16 protein-coding genes are annotated in these 14,382 nt (G+C 69.5%); 4 read left to right on the top strand and 12 right to left on the bottom strand.

Going from position 1 to position 14,382, the window contains the following annotated elements:
- Positions 1 to 8 precede the first annotated feature (8 nt).
- The 7 genes from VF632_RS05760 to VF632_RS05790 form a co-directional block, all read right to left on the bottom strand.
- Positions 9 to 626, bottom strand: a complete 618-nt coding sequence (locus VF632_RS05760; RefSeq protein WP_331021906.1) for a flavin prenyltransferase UbiX — start codon at positions 624 to 626, stop codon at positions 9 to 11.
- Positions 623 to 1,528 carry a UbiA-like polyprenyltransferase gene (locus VF632_RS05765; RefSeq protein ID WP_331021907.1) on the bottom strand — a complete coding sequence of 302 codons (906 nt, stop codon included), beginning with the start codon at positions 1,526 to 1,528 and terminating at the stop codon, positions 623 to 625. The genes VF632_RS05760 and VF632_RS05765 overlap by 4 nt, the downstream gene beginning before the upstream one ends.
- On the bottom strand, positions 1,515 to 2,234 hold the full coding sequence (locus VF632_RS05770; protein WP_331021908.1) for a nucleotidyltransferase domain-containing protein: 720 nt from the start codon (positions 2,232 to 2,234) through the stop codon (positions 1,515 to 1,517). Before VF632_RS05770 ends, VF632_RS05765 begins: the two co-directional genes overlap by 14 nt.
- Before the next feature lie 17 nt (positions 2,235 to 2,251).
- Entirely contained in the window at positions 2,252 to 2,596 is a 345-nt protein-coding gene (locus VF632_RS05775; protein WP_331021909.1) for a hypothetical protein, read from the bottom strand.
- 4 nt (positions 2,597 to 2,600) lie between these two features.
- Entirely contained in the window at positions 2,601 to 4,088 is a 1,488-nt protein-coding gene (locus VF632_RS05780) for a menaquinone biosynthesis decarboxylase (protein ID WP_331021910.1), read from the bottom strand.
- Between the two features lie 593 nt (positions 4,089 to 4,681).
- Entirely contained in the window at positions 4,682 to 4,948 is a 267-nt protein-coding gene (locus VF632_RS05785) for a hypothetical protein (RefSeq protein WP_331021911.1), read from the bottom strand.
- Positions 4,945 to 5,691 carry a ubiquinone/menaquinone biosynthesis methyltransferase gene (locus VF632_RS05790; protein WP_331021912.1) on the bottom strand — a complete coding sequence of 249 codons (747 nt, stop codon included), beginning with the start codon at positions 5,689 to 5,691 and terminating at the stop codon, positions 4,945 to 4,947. Before VF632_RS05790 ends, VF632_RS05785 begins: the two co-directional genes overlap by 4 nt.
- 157 nt (positions 5,692 to 5,848) lie before the next feature.
- Between VF632_RS05790 and VF632_RS05795 the strand changes: the two genes are divergently transcribed.
- The 4 genes from VF632_RS05795 to VF632_RS05810 all read left to right on the top strand — a co-directional run bounded on the left by VF632_RS05795 (position 5,849) and on the right by VF632_RS05810 (position 8,462).
- Positions 5,849 to 6,439, top strand: coding sequence for a sigma-70 family RNA polymerase sigma factor (locus tag VF632_RS05795; RefSeq protein ID WP_331021913.1), 591 nt, complete (start codon positions 5,849 to 5,851; stop codon positions 6,437 to 6,439).
- A 91-nt stretch (positions 6,440 to 6,530) separates the two neighbouring features.
- On the top strand, positions 6,531 to 7,169 hold the full coding sequence (locus VF632_RS05800; protein WP_331021914.1) for a hypothetical protein: 639 nt from the start codon (positions 6,531 to 6,533) through the stop codon (positions 7,167 to 7,169).
- Positions 7,162 to 8,211 carry a polymer-forming cytoskeletal protein gene (locus VF632_RS05805; RefSeq protein ID WP_331021915.1) on the top strand — a complete coding sequence of 350 codons (1,050 nt, stop codon included), beginning with the start codon at positions 7,162 to 7,164 and terminating at the stop codon, positions 8,209 to 8,211. Before VF632_RS05800 ends, VF632_RS05805 begins: the two co-directional genes overlap by 8 nt.
- Before the next feature lie 26 nt (positions 8,212 to 8,237).
- Positions 8,238 to 8,462 (top strand): hypothetical protein, encoded by a 225-nt coding sequence (locus tag VF632_RS05810; protein ID WP_331021916.1) that lies wholly within the window; start codon positions 8,238 to 8,240, stop codon positions 8,460 to 8,462.
- A gap of 127 nt (positions 8,463 to 8,589) precedes the next feature.
- Here VF632_RS05810 and VF632_RS05815 read toward each other — a convergent pair whose 3' ends face one another.
- The 5 genes from VF632_RS05815 to VF632_RS05835 form a co-directional block, all read right to left on the bottom strand.
- Positions 8,590 to 9,702: an Mrp/NBP35 family ATP-binding protein gene (locus tag VF632_RS05815; protein WP_331021917.1), complete on the bottom strand. Its 1,113-nt coding sequence runs from the start codon at positions 9,700 to 9,702 to the stop codon at positions 8,590 to 8,592.
- Positions 9,703 to 9,891: 189 nt separating this feature from the next.
- The gene (locus VF632_RS05820) at positions 9,892 to 10,092 is read right to left on the bottom strand and encodes a type II toxin-antitoxin system VapB family antitoxin (RefSeq protein ID WP_331021918.1); all 201 of its coding nucleotides are present in this window, start codon (positions 10,090 to 10,092) and stop codon (positions 9,892 to 9,894) included.
- A 49-nt stretch (positions 10,093 to 10,141) separates the two neighbouring features.
- The gene (gene thrC, locus VF632_RS05825) at positions 10,142 to 11,422 is read right to left on the bottom strand and encodes a threonine synthase (RefSeq protein ID WP_331021919.1); all 1,281 of its coding nucleotides are present in this window, start codon (positions 11,420 to 11,422) and stop codon (positions 10,142 to 10,144) included.
- A complete protein-coding gene (locus VF632_RS05830; protein WP_331021920.1) occupies positions 11,419 to 12,366 on the bottom strand; it encodes a homoserine kinase in 948 nt (315 codons plus the stop codon). Before VF632_RS05830 ends, thrC begins: the two co-directional genes overlap by 4 nt.
- 44 nt (positions 12,367 to 12,410) lie before the next feature.
- A complete protein-coding gene (locus VF632_RS05835) occupies positions 12,411 to 14,222 on the bottom strand; it encodes a putative bifunctional diguanylate cyclase/phosphodiesterase (RefSeq protein ID WP_331021921.1) in 1,812 nt (603 codons plus the stop codon).
- Between the last annotated feature and the right edge of the window lie 160 nt (positions 14,223 to 14,382).

Consider the following 14,382-nt stretch of genomic DNA (forward strand, 5'->3'; position numbering starts at 1 on the left):
AGGAGGGATCAAGCGTCCGCGGCGGCGGGGGCTTCCCCGCTCTTCCACCGCCGCCCGACGGTGTGCTCTACGCCCAGGTGGTCCAGGATGCGCGCGGCCACGAAGTCCACCAGGTCGTCGATGCTCCGCGGGCGGTGATAGAACCCCGGGGCCGCGGGCATGATCGTGGCCCCTGCGCGGGTCAGCCGGGCCATGTTCTCCAGGTGGATCAGCGAGAGCGGCGTTTCGCGCGGCACCAGGATCAGCGGCCGGCGCTCCTTGAGGGCCACGTCCGCGGCGCGCTCCACCAGGTTGCGCGACGTGCCCGCGGCGATGGAGGCCAGCGTGCCCATGGAGCAGGGGCAGACCAGCATCCCCCGCGACGGGGCGGAGCCGGAGGCCGGCGTGGCGCCGCGGTCCAGCGAATCGTAGAACTCCACCCGCGACCAGTCGCCCGTCGCGGCGCGCAGGCCGTCGACGCCGTCGATCCCCGACTCTTCCTTCAGCAGCCGCAGCCCGTAGCTGGACACGATCAGCCGCACGGGCACCGCGGCCTCGTTCAGCGCGCGCAGCACGCGCACGGCGTACGGCGCGCCCGACGCGCCGGTGATGCCGAAGGTGATGGGCGCGTCCAGGGCCACCCTCACGCGAGCAGCCGCTCCGTCAGCACGATCGCGAAGAAGAGCACGGAGATGGCCCCGTTGATGTTGAAGAACGCCGCGTCGATCTTGGAAAAGTCGTCGGAGCGCACCAGGCTTTGCTCGTAGGCCAGCATCAGCGCGATCACCCCCGTGCCGATGAAGTAGCCAACGTCCAGCTCGGGAAGGATGAACCCCAGCGCCACGAACGCGGCCGCCGACAGCAGGTGCAGCCCGCGCGAGAAGGCCAGCGCGCCTCGTGCGCCCAGCGCGGCGGGGATGGAGTGCAGCTTTTCGCCGCGGTCGAACTCCATGTCCTGCAGCGAATACAGGATGTCGAAGCCCGCCACCCAGCACAGCACGCCCGCCGCCAGCACCAGCAGCGCGGACGGCGGACGGCTCCACTCACCCGCCACGGCCAGGTACGCGCCCACGGGAGCGATGGCGAGCGAGAAGCCGAGCACCAGGTGCGCGTAGCGGGTGAAGCGCTTGGTGTACGAGTACGCCAGGATGATGGCCAGCGCGAACGGCGCCAGGTACAAGCAGAGCGGGTTCAGCAGCGCCGCGCAGACGAAGAAGAGCGCGCTGGCGATTATGACCGCGGCCGTGGCCTCGCGCACGGACAGCTTCCCCGCGGGAATCTCGCGCATGGCCGTGCGCGGGTTCTTGGCGTCGATCGCGCGGTCGGCGATGCGGTTGAAGCCCATGGCGGCGAACCGCGCGCAGGTGAAGGCGGCCAGGATCAGCAGCACGTCCCAGCCGCTCACGGCGTAGCGGTACGACGCCAGCGTCGCGCCCACGAGGGCGAACGGCATCGCGAACACGGTGTGGGGCAGCTTCACCAGGTTGGAGTAGTCCACCAGCCTGCCCCGCCCCCCGATGTGCTGCCCTTCCAATCTATGCGTAGTCACTGCTGCTCTTCGACTCGGTTTCGTACGGTGGAACCAGCGGCTCCAGAATGGGAATCGCTGCCACAGCTGATTGTGCTGCCCCCCAGACCTCATCTGCCGATACCTCGCGGTACTCCCGCAGCAGCCGATCAGCAAACAAGGCCATGCCTATCCAGTCGATCTCGGGATGCTGCTCTCGCAACTTTGCCGAGATCTTCTCCGCGGCACGTCCCAGGACACCTAGTACCTGGCTGGCGGCCGAGATCGTGATGTCATCCCGTGCGAAATCCGTACGGGTGATCCCATCGATGAACTTCCGCACCGCGTGGGCAGAAGCCACCATATCGTACAGCAGCCCGGGATCACGATCCAGCCGCACCGAAGCGCCGGGCGCGGAGGGCAAATCGGCGCCACGATGCGGGTAGATGGTGCGTGCCGATCCGAGTATTGCGTTCTTCCGGAACGGGTTCTCGGTGCGCTCAACCGAACTCCTGCTCACCACGTCGACGGTGCGCCCGAAGATCGCCTCCAACTCGTCCTGCATCGCGGCGTAGTCGAAGAGCGAGATCCCCGCCTCCGGCGCGAACGTCAGAAGCACATCCACGTCACTGTCCGGTCCAAAATCGGCGCGGAGCACGGAGCCGAACAGCGAGAGCTCCGTTACGCTCCACTTACGGCAGAACTCCGCAATCTGGCTGGCCGGTGGATTCAGGTTCGACGTCTCCATCCGGCTCCGTTCTCGACTCAGGCGTTTGCGGCCGAAGCACGGGTGACCAGCCGCCGCCTGATGTGTCGCGCAATCCCCGCTACGCAGAGCAACAGGCCAACAATCAAGCTGGCGTAGCTGTGCGTGACGTACACCTCACCCGCTTCGCGGCGAATCGCCGGGCCGACCCACAGGTCGTTCAACTCCAGCGCCTGGCCCCAGCCGACGACGGCGAGCCACAGCGCGATGGCCACCGGCCACGCGATCGACCGTGGCGCGAGGTAGACCGCGAGAGCACCGAACAGGAGGTAGCCGACCCACATCTGAGGGATCGAGATCTCCTTGTCCATCACCTCCAGCAGGATCGCCCCGGCCGCGTTCATCGGCTCAGTCGATGGGCTTGATGCCCAGCAGGGGCCAGAGGCGGTCGATGGACGACTTCACGTCGGCATCCATCTCGATCATCTCCGGCCAGCGGCGCACGAATCCTTCCTGCGCCCACTTCTTGGTGCCGTCGATCCCCATCTTGCTGCCGAACGAGGGGATCTGCGACGCGTGGTCCAGGTCGTCGATGGGCCCCTTGGTGAACCGCACGTCGCGCTCGGGATCGATGTTGCCCAGCGCGTACCACCACGCCTCCTGCACGTTCCGCACGTCGATCCACTCGTCCACCACCACGATCACCTTGGCCAGCGACATCAGCCCCATCCCCCACAGGCCGTGCATCACCTTGAACGCCTGGCCCGGGTAGTCCTTCTTGATGGAAACGAACACCAGGTTGTGGAACACGCCCTCCGGCGGCATGTGGTAGTCCACGATCTCGGGGATCGTCAGCTTGGCCAGCGGCAGGAAGATTCGCTCGGTGGCGCCGCCCAGGTACACGTCCTCCACCGGCGGCCGGCCGACGAGCGTGGCGGGATAGACGGGATCCTCGCGCATGGTCACCATCGTCACGTGGAAGACGGGATAGGGATCTTCGAGCGTGTAGAAGCCGGTGTGGTCGCCGAACGGGCCCTCGATGGCCAGATCCTCGCCGGTATCGACGTACCCCTCCAGCACGATCTCCGCTTCGGCGGGGATGGTGAGGTCGCACGTCAAGGCCTTGGCCGTGTACACCGGCTCGCGGCGCAGAAAGCCACCGAACAGGTACTCGTCGATGCCGGGCGGAAGGGGGGCGCTGGGCGTGTACATGGTCGTAGGGTCGCCGCCGATGGCCACGACGACGGGCATTCGTCCGCCGGGGCCGCGCTTCCACGCGCGGAAGTGGGCGGCGCCGCCCTTGTGCTGCTGCCAGTGCATTCCCGTGGTCGTGGGCCCGAACACCTGCATGCGGTACATGCCGATGTTCTGCACGCCCGTGTCGGGATCGGACGTGATCACCATGGGCAGGGTGATGAACGGGCCGCCGTCCTGGGGCCACGTCTTGAGCACAGGCAGCTTGGTCAGGTCGAACTCGCCCTCGCGCAGCACCACCTGCTGGCACGGGGGAGCGCCCTTGTACGGCCGCGGCGGCACCTTGGTGAGCTCCATGAGCTTGGGCAGCATCTGCATCTTGCCCCAGAGCCCCTTGGGCACCTCGGGCTTGATGAGCTCGGCGATGCGGCGGGCGTGCACCTCGACGTCGTCCACGCCCAGCGCGGCCGACATGCGCCGCCACGAGCCGAACACGTTGATGGCGACGGGGATGTCGCTCTCGGTGCCGTCCATCAGGATCGGGCGCTCGAAGAACAGCGCGGGGCCGCCGCCGGGAAGCTTCATGGTGCGGTCGGTGATCTCCGCCATCTCCAGGTCGACGGACACCGGCTCGCGCACGCGCACGAGCTGGCCCGTGCGGTCCAGGTAGCGAAGGAACTCCCGCAGGTTCTGGAAGATCATCGACTTCTACTTCTCACTCTATGGGTATCACCGGGATCGGTGCTGGTCCCACGCCTGATCCCGGCGGTTGAAACCGCGTCTGGAACATCACGAAGTCCGCCTTCGCGGACTGCCGCCCCGGAACGGCACGAGACCCTGTCATCCTGGAGTGCACTTCGGCAGCCCCGGCCCATGCCCCTGGCAGCCCTCTCTCCCCGGCCCTTTCCCCCGCAAGCGGGGGAAAGGGAGAATTCGACCGCGCTCCGGCCGACTCTGCGCGGAAGCCTGTCATCCTGAGGCCCAGGCGCCCCATACTCACCCATACACCGGCACCCGCGGGCCGAAGGATCTAGCCTGAGGCGCCTTTCAAACCGGGCGCGGCAGCGGTCACGAAGCCCTGAGACTCGGTCCCTCAGCTGGGGGAGCAGTCCCCACGGGCGAATGAATTCGCTGCAACAACCACACGATGTCCACCTTCGTGGACTGCACGCCTTCGTGCATCCGGTGCCCTCGTGCGCGCCCTTGCCCGGGTGTGCTCCGGAGCTTCGCGACGTGCGGGCTGGTTCGGCTTGGCCGCTTCATCGGGATGACATGGCGACGGCACCGGCCTTCTCTTACCCCGAAAGCCGCACTCCGAGCTGCAGCACGACGATGTGCGAAACGAACGCCACCGCGCCCACGATCAGCAACCAGCGCGCGAGCTTCATTTGCCGGATGCCTACCTCGTCGAGCATGTCGTCGGGCTTGTAGATGCCCTTCACCGACGGCCCGATCCCCGGCCGCACGTGCCGCCACGCCACCACCTGCAGCACCGCCGAAGCAACGCAGCAGCCGAAGAAGCTCAGCAGCAGCGTGGCCGCAATCACCCGAAAGAGCGTCACCCGGCCCGCTCCGCGTAGTGGATCGCCGCAATGCCCCCCGACAGCGTGTCCCACTTCACCCCGCGAAAGCCGGCCGCCTCCATCTTTCGCGCCAGCTCCGGGGGCGGCGGAAACTCCATCACCGACTCGGGCAGGTACGTGTACGCGCTGCGGTTTCGCGAGATCATGGCGCCCACCACGGGAAGGATGCGCCGGGCGTAGAACAGGTACACCGACCGCCACGGCTGCCACGAAGGCGTGGTGAACTCCAGGATCACCAGCCGCGCCCCGGGCTTCAGCACGCGCGCCATCTCGCGAAGCCCCGCATCCAGGTCCGCCAGGTTCCGCACGCCGAACCCCACCGTGGCGCCGTCGAACGCCACGTCCGGGTACGGCAGCGACAGGGCGTCGGCGCAGGCGGGGGCCACCGCGGCGCCTCGCGTCTTCCCCGCCGCCACGCCGCGCTCCAGCATCTCCCAGGTGAAGTCGCTCCCCACCACGCGCCCGCCGAAGCCCTTGCGGCCGGCCAGGGCCACGGCCAGGTCCAGCGTCCCGGAACAGTTGTCCAGGTACACGCCGTCGGGCGCGCGTTCCCAGTTGAGCCGGCGCACCGCCTTCGCGCGCCACAGCCGGTCGATGTTCATCGACAGCACGTGGTTCAGCAGGTCGTAGCTGGGCGCGATGGAGCTGAACATCTGCCGCACGTGGGCCGCCTTGTGGCCCGGCGCGGGAAGCGCCGTACGCGGCGCGGGGGTGCTCGGCATGTCGTAAATCCGTTGTGCAACTTAGAATACAGGCCGGTGAAAGTAGCCGCCCCCCCAAGCCGCGAGCAAGCCTAAAGGCGCGGATTGAAACCTCGCGCCCGGCCCGCGCGTACAGCCCTTCCGAGTCTGATTCTTTTCGGACCCACAAATACAAGCGGTGAACGCGACACCTGTATCCGACCACGAGCTCGTCACTCGCGCCCAGCTGGGCAGCGAGACGGCGTATCGAGAGCTGCTGGACCGTTACCAGCGGCCGGTGTTTTCCATCATCTTCCGGATGATCCGCGACCGGGAGCAGGCGGAAGACCTGGCGCAGGAAACGTTCGTCCGGGTGTTCAACCACATCGGGCGGTACGATCCGCGCTACAAGTTCAGCAGCTGGATCTTCAAAATCGCCACCAACCTGACGATCGACTGGATCCGGCGTAAGGAGCTGAAGACGGTGTCCATCGACGGCTCGCGCAACGCGGTGACCAGCGACGAGATGGAGGCCTCGGCCATCACCATCGTGTCCGAGGACGAAAATCCCGAGGAGCTGCTGGAAGCCAAGGAGCTGGGCGAAGAGATCGAGCAGGCCATCGGCAAGCTGCGGCCGGAGTACCGCGCCGCCATCCTGCTGCGCCACGTGGAAGGGCGCGAGTACCAGGAGATCGCCGAGATCATGGCCCTGCCGCTGGGCACCGTAAAGACCTACATCCACCGCGGCCGCAACGAGCTGCGCGACACGCTGCAGCACCTGCGGGTGTAGCGGTGCGTGGGATGAATCGCAACCTGAAACTCCGGGGCCGGTGGCTCCGTACTCCTATCATGCAACGGACCGAACGAGATCAGAGGCCATCGTGACGGACGCAACCGGACACCTGCCGTACTGGACGCTGGAGCAGCTCGCCGAGGGCGGCCTTTCCCACGTGGAACGGACCCTGGCCGAGCAGCACCTGCACCGGTGCGCGCACTGCGCAACCGAGCTGGAGAGCGCCCGCTCCCTGCTCGCGGCGCTTTCCGCCCTTCCCCAACTGGAGCCCTCGCCCCGCTTCGCCGACCTGGTGATGGCGCGGGTGGTGGTGCAGCCCCAGGCGGCCCCGGCCGCCGCGGCCCTGCCTGTGAAGGCGGAGCGGCTGCCGCGCGCCAGGCGCGGATGGATGATGCTGCTGGCCATGGTGCTGGTGCCGCTGCCGGTTCTGGCGGGGCTGGGCACCTGGATGGGCGGCGACCCCGTGACGGGAATGGGCTCGCTGTGGAACGCCGTCCGCGGCTGGGCGCGCGACGTGTCGTGGAACCTGCTTTCCGAGGGCACCGAAACGCTGATCCGCACCGGGCTGTTCCAGTGGGGCGCCGATGCGCTGGCGGCCATCCCCGGCCCCACGGCGGGCGGAGTGCCGGTGCTGCTCCTGGTGCTGCTGGCCGCGATCCCGGCTTCGGCCTGGGCGATGGCGCGCCTGCTGCGCACGCCGCACACGGGAGGGATGATCCATGCGTAACCTTGCGATCACGAGCGCCGCGCTGGCCCTGGGGGTGGCGTTCGCTGCCGGTCTGGCGGCGCAGGCCCCGGCCGGGCACCCCCACACGGGGCTGGAGGGGCGCACGCTTCATCACGGCGACCGCGTATGGTTCAGCGGCCAGCGCTCCATCGGCGCCGACGAGGTGATCGAGGGCGACGTGGTGGTGGCCAACGGCTCGCTGACGGTGAGCGGAGAAGTGCACGGCGACGCGGTGGTGGGCGCCGGAAACCTGGTGCTGGAGCGCGGCGCCGTGGTCTACGGCGACGCGGTGGTCACCGGCGGCAAGCTGGTGAACAACGGGGGCAGCGTGCTGGGCAAGGTGCAGGAGGGAACGCCGCGCTCCAAGGCCGTGGGCGCCACGCAGGCCATCCACATGCGGCGCGGCTGGCTGGGTGCGCTGGGCGAGGGCTGGGCCGGGCTGGTGCGCACGCTCTCCCTGGGGCTGGTGCTGGGCGGGCTGGGGCTGGCGCTGACGTTCTACGGCCGCTCGTACCTGGAGCAGGCCAGCGACGTGGTGCGGCGCGCGCCGCTGGCGGCGGGAGGCATTGGCCTGGCGGCCAACGTGCTGGCGCTTCCGGCCTTCCTGGCGGGGATCGCGGCCCTGGCGCTGACGATCATCGGGATCCCGCTGCTGCTGGTGTTCGTTCCGCTGTTCTGGACGGTGCTGTGCGCGCTGGCCGGCGTGGGCATCCTGGCCGTGGCGCATGCGCTGGGCGAGCGCACGGCCGAGCGGAGCGGATCGTACGAGCCCATCCATCGCAACGCGTACTCGTACCTGGTCACCGGGCTCGTGGTGCTGCTGGCGCCGCTGCTCGTGAGCAACGTGCTGGTGATGACGCCCTTCGTCGGCTGGGTGGGCGGGCTGGTGGGGATGCTCGCGGGGATGATGCTGTGGCTGGCCGCCAGCGTGGGTGCGGGGGCGGTGCTGATCGTAGCGGTTCGCGCCTGGCGCGAGCGCAGCTACCGGCGCGGCTGGGACGGGATGGACGACCTGGGTACGGGCAGCGCGCACACGGCCTGAAACGCTTCTTTCACGGAGACACGACGATGATCGAGGGACTGGTCGGCCTGGTGGTGGCGGCCGTTTTGGGAGTGGTGGCGCTGGCGATCGTGGGCGCCATCGTGGGGATCGTGGTGGGGCTGGCGGTGCTGGCGGCCAAGGTGGCGGCGCTGGTGTTCGTGGCGTGGATCGCGGTAAAGCTGGTGCGCTCGGCCCGGCGCCCGCGCGGCGTGCTCACCTCGGCGGACCAGCGCTGGCTGGACCACGCGTAAAGGCAAAATAAGCCTCACACGGAGGGCACGGAGGAGGAAAGAAGAGGCAAGAAAACGCCTCGTCTGTTCCTCCTTCGTCTTTTCCCCGGTGCCCTCCGTGGCCTCCGTGTGAGACCCGCAGTGTCTTCTACACGGCCGCGGGAACCAGGGCTTCCAGGCGCGACGCAACGTTTTCGGCGAGTGCGCGCAGGGCCATGGCCGACGGCGACTCGGAATGCCCGATGACCACCGGCACTCCCTCGTCGCCGCCTTCGCGGACGATCATCTCCAGCGGCACCTCGCCCAGCAGTTCCAGCCCCGTCTGCTCCGCCAGCCGCTGACCGCCCGCCCGCCCGAAGATCTCGTACCGCTGTCCGCAGCAGGGGCAGATGAACCCTGCCATGTTCTCGACGATGCCCAGCACCCGCGTGTTGGTGCGCTCGAACATCTTGATGCCGCGCAGCACGTCGCCCGTCGACACGTCCTGCGGCGTGGTGACCATCACCACCCCGTCCAGGCGGATGGTCTGCACCAGCGACAGCTGCGCGTCGCCCGTGCCCGGCGGCATGTCGACCACCAGCACGTCCAGCTCGCCCCACTCCACCTCGCTCAGGAACTGCTTGAGGATGCCCGCGATCATCGGCCCGCGCATGATGGCGGGCTGCTCGGCGTCCAGCAGGAATCCCAGGCTCATCAGCTGCACGCCGTAGGCTTCCAGCGGCTGCATCTTTTCCTTGCCCTTGGGGCCGACCACCGACGGCTTGCGCTTCTCGCCGAACATGATGGGCACGTTGGGGCCGTAGATGTCGGCATCCAGCAGCCCCACCCGCCGGCCGGACTGCGCCAGCGCCGCGGCCACGTTTACCGCCACGGTGCTCTTGCCTACGCCGCCCTTCCCCGAGCTGACGGCGATGATCTGCCGCACGCCGGGGATCAGGTTGGGGTTGGGCGTGGGCGCGGGGACGTTGCCGGCCCGCAGCGCGCCCTTCTTCTGCGGCGCGCCGGCGGCGGGAAGGGCGATGTCGATCTTCACCTTGGCCACGCCTTCCACCGTCTCGGCGGCGGCGCGCGCCTGGCGCACCAGCGTGCCGGGGTCGTCGGCCTGCAGGGCGAACTTGAAGCGCACGGTGCCGTCTTCCAGAACGTCCAGCTCGCGGACGCGGCCCGACGAAACCACGTCGTCGCCCGTCGTGGGGTGAAGCACCAGGGTCAGCGCGGCGGCGACGCGGCGGAGCACCTGGTCGCGCTCGGAGGCTTGCATATTCAAAGTACGTCGGTACGAAAGTGCGTGAGGGCGTTGGGTGCGTGAGTGCGTGAGTGCGGAAGTTCAGCCTGCACACACGACTTGCATGCGCTGCAAGGTACACGAAAGCCGGCGTCCATGCGAGACGCCGGCCCAGGAATGCGCACCGTAGCGGATCAGAGCGCCGGCACTACGGCCGCGTAGAAGTCACGGGGGCAACCCGTGCTCGTCGTACCCGAGGATCTCGTCCGCGGGCCGGTCATCCAGCACGGGAAGGCTGGCGTAGCTGCGTTGAATCGCGCGCAGCTCAGTCCGCAGCACATCCAAGGCTTGCTGCTCACGGTCAGCCGACGCTCTCTGCTCCTGATGAGGAGCAGCCTCGTCGCGGTCCTTCTTGATCATCATCATGCCTCCCGCGTGATCCGCGACTCGAATCTGGCGCTCGGCCGTCAACCCATCAAGACGCTTCGAGCGCGGCGATGAAGGTGTCGAGGTCGGGGTCGATGGAGGTCGCGTGGGACGGGCGGTCCAGCAGGTGGGCGAGGTCCGGAGGGACGGGGATCTCGCGGCCGATCAGCGGCTCCACCACGCTTTCGAACTTGGCGGGATGGGCGGTGGAGACCACGATCCAGTCGGGGGTGTCCAGGCGCTCGCGCACGGCGACGGCGGTGGCGGTGTGCGGATCCCACACTTCGCCCCACGTCCCTGGCCCCTCACGGATCACGCGGCGGATCTCGTCGTCGTCCACCAGAAACGCTCGCAGTGCGGAGCGCGTCCCGTCCTCGCCGCCGTACAGGTGCAGCAGGCGCTCCATGTTGCTCGCGCTGCCCACGTCCATCGCCGTCGCCAGCGTGGTGACGGTCGGCTGGGGGGACCACGGGTGGCCGGAAAGGAAGCGGGTGATCGCGAGATTGGCGTTCGTCGCCAGCACCACCTCGCGCACCGGCATCCCCACCCGGCGCGCCCACGACGCGGCGGCGGCGTTCCCCAGGTTGCCCGAGGGGACGATGAACCCCGGGTCCACGCCGTGCCGCCGGTGATACTCCAGCGAGGCCCAGGCGTAGTACGCCATCTGCGGCAGCAGGCGCCCCACGTTGATGCTGTTCGCCGACGACATCCGCCGCCGCGCGCGCAGCTCCGGGTGCGCCATGGCGGCCTTCACCAGCCGCTGACAGGCATCGAAGTCGCCGCGGACGGCGAATGCGCGCACGTTGCCGCCCCACGCGGTCAGCTGCTTCTCCTGCCGCGCGGACACCATTCCGGCGGGATAGAGCACCGCGACCTCTACCCCCTGCCGCCCGTGGAACGCCGCCGCCACCGCGCCACCCGTGTCGCCGGAGGTGGCGACGAGGATCGTCAGCGGCCGCTCGTCCTCCGCGGCGATGCGCGACAGGCACGCCGCCAGGAACCGCGCGCCGACATCCTTGAACGCGGCGGTGGGCCCGTGGAACAGCTCCAGCACCGCCGTCCGCTCGCGCAGGTCCTTCAGCGGCACGGGAAACGAGAGGGCTTCGCGGCAGATGGCGCCCAGCTCGGGCTCCAGCACGTCCCCCGCGAAGAACGGCGCGAGCAGGCGCGTGGCGACTTCCGGCAGCAATGAGTCCGCGTCGAAAGTGGCGGGATCGATCGTGGGAAGCTGCTCCGGGACGTACAACCCGCCATCCGGTGCCAGCCCGCGGGAGATGGCGGCCGAGAGCGAGACGGCGTGCGACGGAGCGCGCGTGCTGACGTATCTCACGAGACCTCCTCCACCCGCGCGCCCGGGCCGCCGACCGCGCACGTCCATCCATCCGACGCCACCCCGCACGCGGCGAACGCGGCCACCATCGCGTCGCACACCGCATCCGCGATCGCATCGCCATCGCACCACGCGAAGAGGCTGGGCCCGGCGCCGGAAATGGAGCAGCCGAGCGCGCCCGCCTTCATCGCCGCCTCCTTCACCTCGTAAAAGCCGGGGATCAGCGCGGCCCGGTGCGGCTCGATCAGCACGTCGCGCAACGAGCGGCCCACGAGCGCCAGGTCGCCCGTGCAGCAGCCAGCGACCACGCCCGCAAGGTTCGCCGTCTGGCGGATGACGTCGTGCAGCGGGTAGGCGGACGGGAGCACCTGGCGGGCGGCGCGCGTGTCCAGCCGCTGGTGAGGGCGCGCCATCGCGCAGCGCAGCGTTGCGGGTACGGGCAGCGTGACAACGTCCATCGGCTCGGCGGAGCGCACGAGCACCAAGCCGCCGAAGAGGCACGGGGCCACGTTGTCCCCATGGACGGCGCCGCTGGCCACCGCTTCACCCATCAGCGCGTAGCGGAAGAGCGCCGCGGGCTCCAGCGGCTCCGGCAGCAGCGCATTGGCCGCGACGATTCCCGCCACCGCCGACGCTGCGGATCCGCCCGTCCCCGAGCCGAGTGGAATCCCCTTCTCGATCGAAACCTCCAGCCCGAATCCCGGCCGCACCTCGTCCAGCATCCGCAGGAGCCCGACCGTGGCCGTATTCGCGGCGGGGTCCATGGGCAAGGGGCCGGCGACGCCCGTCACCCCCGTGATGACGATGCCCGGCTCGCCCCGGCGCGTCACCGTCACGCGGTCGCCCGTGGGGCCGGCGGGGTGGCCCAGGATGTCGAAGCCCACGGCCAGGTTGCTGGCGCTGGCCGGCGCAAAGGCCGTGGCGCGCTGGGGAGGTCGGGTCATGGATGGGGTGGGACGGGGCCGCCGACCGTACGCCGCGCGGGATTTTACAGGAAGCGATGGCCCTCGCGCCACGCCAGCGGCGGATCGCCCGTCAGAAAGGACTCGGCGAACTCGTCCGCGGGGAGCGGCTGCGAGATCAGGTAGCCCTGCGCGAAGTCGCACCCGAGGGCATGGAGGGCCGCCAGCTGCTCGTGCGACTCCACCCCTTCGCCGACGACGCGCACACCCAGGCTGCGCGCCAGGGCCACGATGGTCCGCACGATCTCGGCGCCCTTGTGCGCCCCCGTGGTGCCGCCGTCCATTCCCGCCACGAACGAGCGGTCGATCTTCAGCGCATCCAGCGGCAGCCGGTGAAGCGTGCTCAGGCTGCTGTACCCGGTGCCGAAGTCGTCCAGGTACACCTGCACCTGGCGCTTCTTGAGCGCTCGCAGCACGCCGGCGGCCGTCGCGGGGTCTTCCACCAGTGAGCTTTCGGTCAGCTCCAGCTTGAGCGCGGCGGGGGGCAGGCCGTGCTCGCCCAGCGTGTCGGCCACTTCGTCGACCAGGCCGGGCTCGCGCAGCTGCGCCGGCGACAGGTTCACCGTCACCTCGAGCTTGGCGGCCATGGGAAGCGTGGCGCGCCACTCGGCCAGCTGCCGCGCGGCCTCGCCCAGCACCCACGAGCCCAGCGGGCCGATGAGCCCCGTGTCTTCGGCCAGGCTGATGAAGCGGTCCGGGGGCACGCGGCCGTGAATGGGGTGCTCCCATCGCGCCAGCGCCTCGCACGCCACCACCTCGCCCGTGCGCAGCGAGACGATGGGCTGAAAGAACAACCTCAGCTCGCTGCGGGTGAGCGCCGCGCGAAGGTCGTTCTCCAGCCCCAGGCGCTCCAGCACGGCCTTGTGCATGGACGCGTCGAACACCGCCGTGCGGCTTCCGCCCACGGCCCGGGCGTGGTACATGGCCATGTCGGCGTTGCGCAGCAGCTCGTCGGGCGACTCGTCCGTCGACTCGGTGAGCGCAATGCCGATGCTGGCGCTGGTGTAGGTGCGGTAGCTGCCCAGCTCCAGCGGCGCCGAAAGTACCTCGCGCACCTGGGCCGCCACCGCCAGCGCCTCCTCGCGCCCGGTGACGCGCGACAGGAAGATGATGAACTCGTCGCCGCCGAAGCGCGCCACCGTGTCGCCGGGGCGGCCGCAGGTGGCGAGCCGGACGGCCACCTGCCGCAGCATCTCGTCGCCCACGCCGTGGCCCAGCGAGTCGTTGACGTTCTTGAAGCGGTCGAGGTCCAGGAACAGCACCCCGCAGTGCGAACCCGGCTCGGACTTGAGCGACGTGACGCACTCCGTCATCCGCTCGGCCAGCAGCACGCGGTTGGGAAGCCCGGTCAGCGGATCGTGAAGCGCCAGGTGCCGAAGCCGTTCCTCCAGCTCCTCGCGCTCTTCCTCGGCGCGGGTGCGCTGCGTCAGGTCGTCCACCATCGCCACGCAGAAGCGCGCGCGGCCGTCCGCCGCGCGAACGACGGACGTGGTCAGCCGCACCGGAAATGGCTCTCCGGCGCGGTCCACGTAGCGCAGCTCCATCTGGTAGTTGGAGATATGCCCCGTCACCAGGCGCTTGAACTGCGCCTGGTTGCGCTCGCGGTCGTCGGGGTGGTCCAGGTCCACGAAGGGCGTGTCCTTCAACTCCCCGGCGGTGCGGCCCACGATGCGCTGGAACGGCGTGTTCGCCTCGATCACCCGGCCCTGCATGTCGACCACCGCGATGCCCATGGCCGAGCCCTCGAACACGGCGCGGAACCAGTCTTCGCGCTGCTGCATGGCGCGCAGAAGGCCCCCCGTCTCGTCGTCGTCGGGAAGCGGCTGGCGTGTTGACATGGACCGCGGTGCGCGGGTGGACAAGATCTGGCGCGAGCGCCATGTGATTCGGTGGCGCAACCCCCGTGCAAGGCTCGCGCCCTGCGGAGACTGCTGGCGCGCGGCGGCGCAATGAGCGCTGCTCATCGACTCGGCGGGCGTCTGGGCGCGGGCGGCGGCC

Source organism: Longimicrobium sp. (genome assembly GCF_036388275.1).
In the GTDB taxonomy this organism is placed as follows: Bacteria; Gemmatimonadota; Gemmatimonadetes; order Longimicrobiales; family Longimicrobiaceae; genus Longimicrobium.

Excerpts from the sequence above, each read along its gene's own strand:
- VF632_RS05770 (WP_331021908.1), bottom strand. The coding sequence starts at position 2,234 with ATGGAGACGTCGAACCTGAATCCACCGGCCAGCCAGATTGCGGAGTTC.
- VF632_RS05790 (WP_331021912.1), bottom strand. The coding sequence starts at position 5,691 with ATGCCGAGCACCCCCGCGCCGCGTACGGCGCTTCCCGCGCCGGGCCAC.
- VF632_RS05805 (WP_331021915.1), top strand. The coding sequence starts at position 7,162 with ATGCGTAACCTTGCGATCACGAGCGCCGCGCTGGCCCTGGGGGTGGCG.
- VF632_RS05835 (WP_331021921.1), bottom strand. The coding sequence starts at position 14,222 with ATGTCAACACGCCAGCCGCTTCCCGACGACGACGAGACGGGGGGCCTT.
- VF632_RS05775 (WP_331021909.1), bottom strand. The coding sequence starts at position 2,596 with ATGAACGCGGCCGGGGCGATCCTGCTGGAGGTGATGGACAAGGAGATC.
- VF632_RS05810 (WP_331021916.1), top strand. The coding sequence starts at position 8,238 with ATGATCGAGGGACTGGTCGGCCTGGTGGTGGCGGCCGTTTTGGGAGTG.
- VF632_RS05820 (WP_331021918.1), bottom strand. The coding sequence starts at position 10,092 with ATGATGATGATCAAGAAGGACCGCGACGAGGCTGCTCCTCATCAGGAG.
- VF632_RS05830 (WP_331021920.1), bottom strand. The coding sequence starts at position 12,366 with ATGACCCGACCTCCCCAGCGCGCCACGGCCTTTGCGCCGGCCAGCGCC.
- VF632_RS05780 (WP_331021910.1), bottom strand. The coding sequence starts at position 4,088 with ATGATCTTCCAGAACCTGCGGGAGTTCCTTCGCTACCTGGACCGCACG.
- VF632_RS05815 (WP_331021917.1), bottom strand. The coding sequence starts at position 9,702 with ATGCAAGCCTCCGAGCGCGACCAGGTGCTCCGCCGCGTCGCCGCCGCG.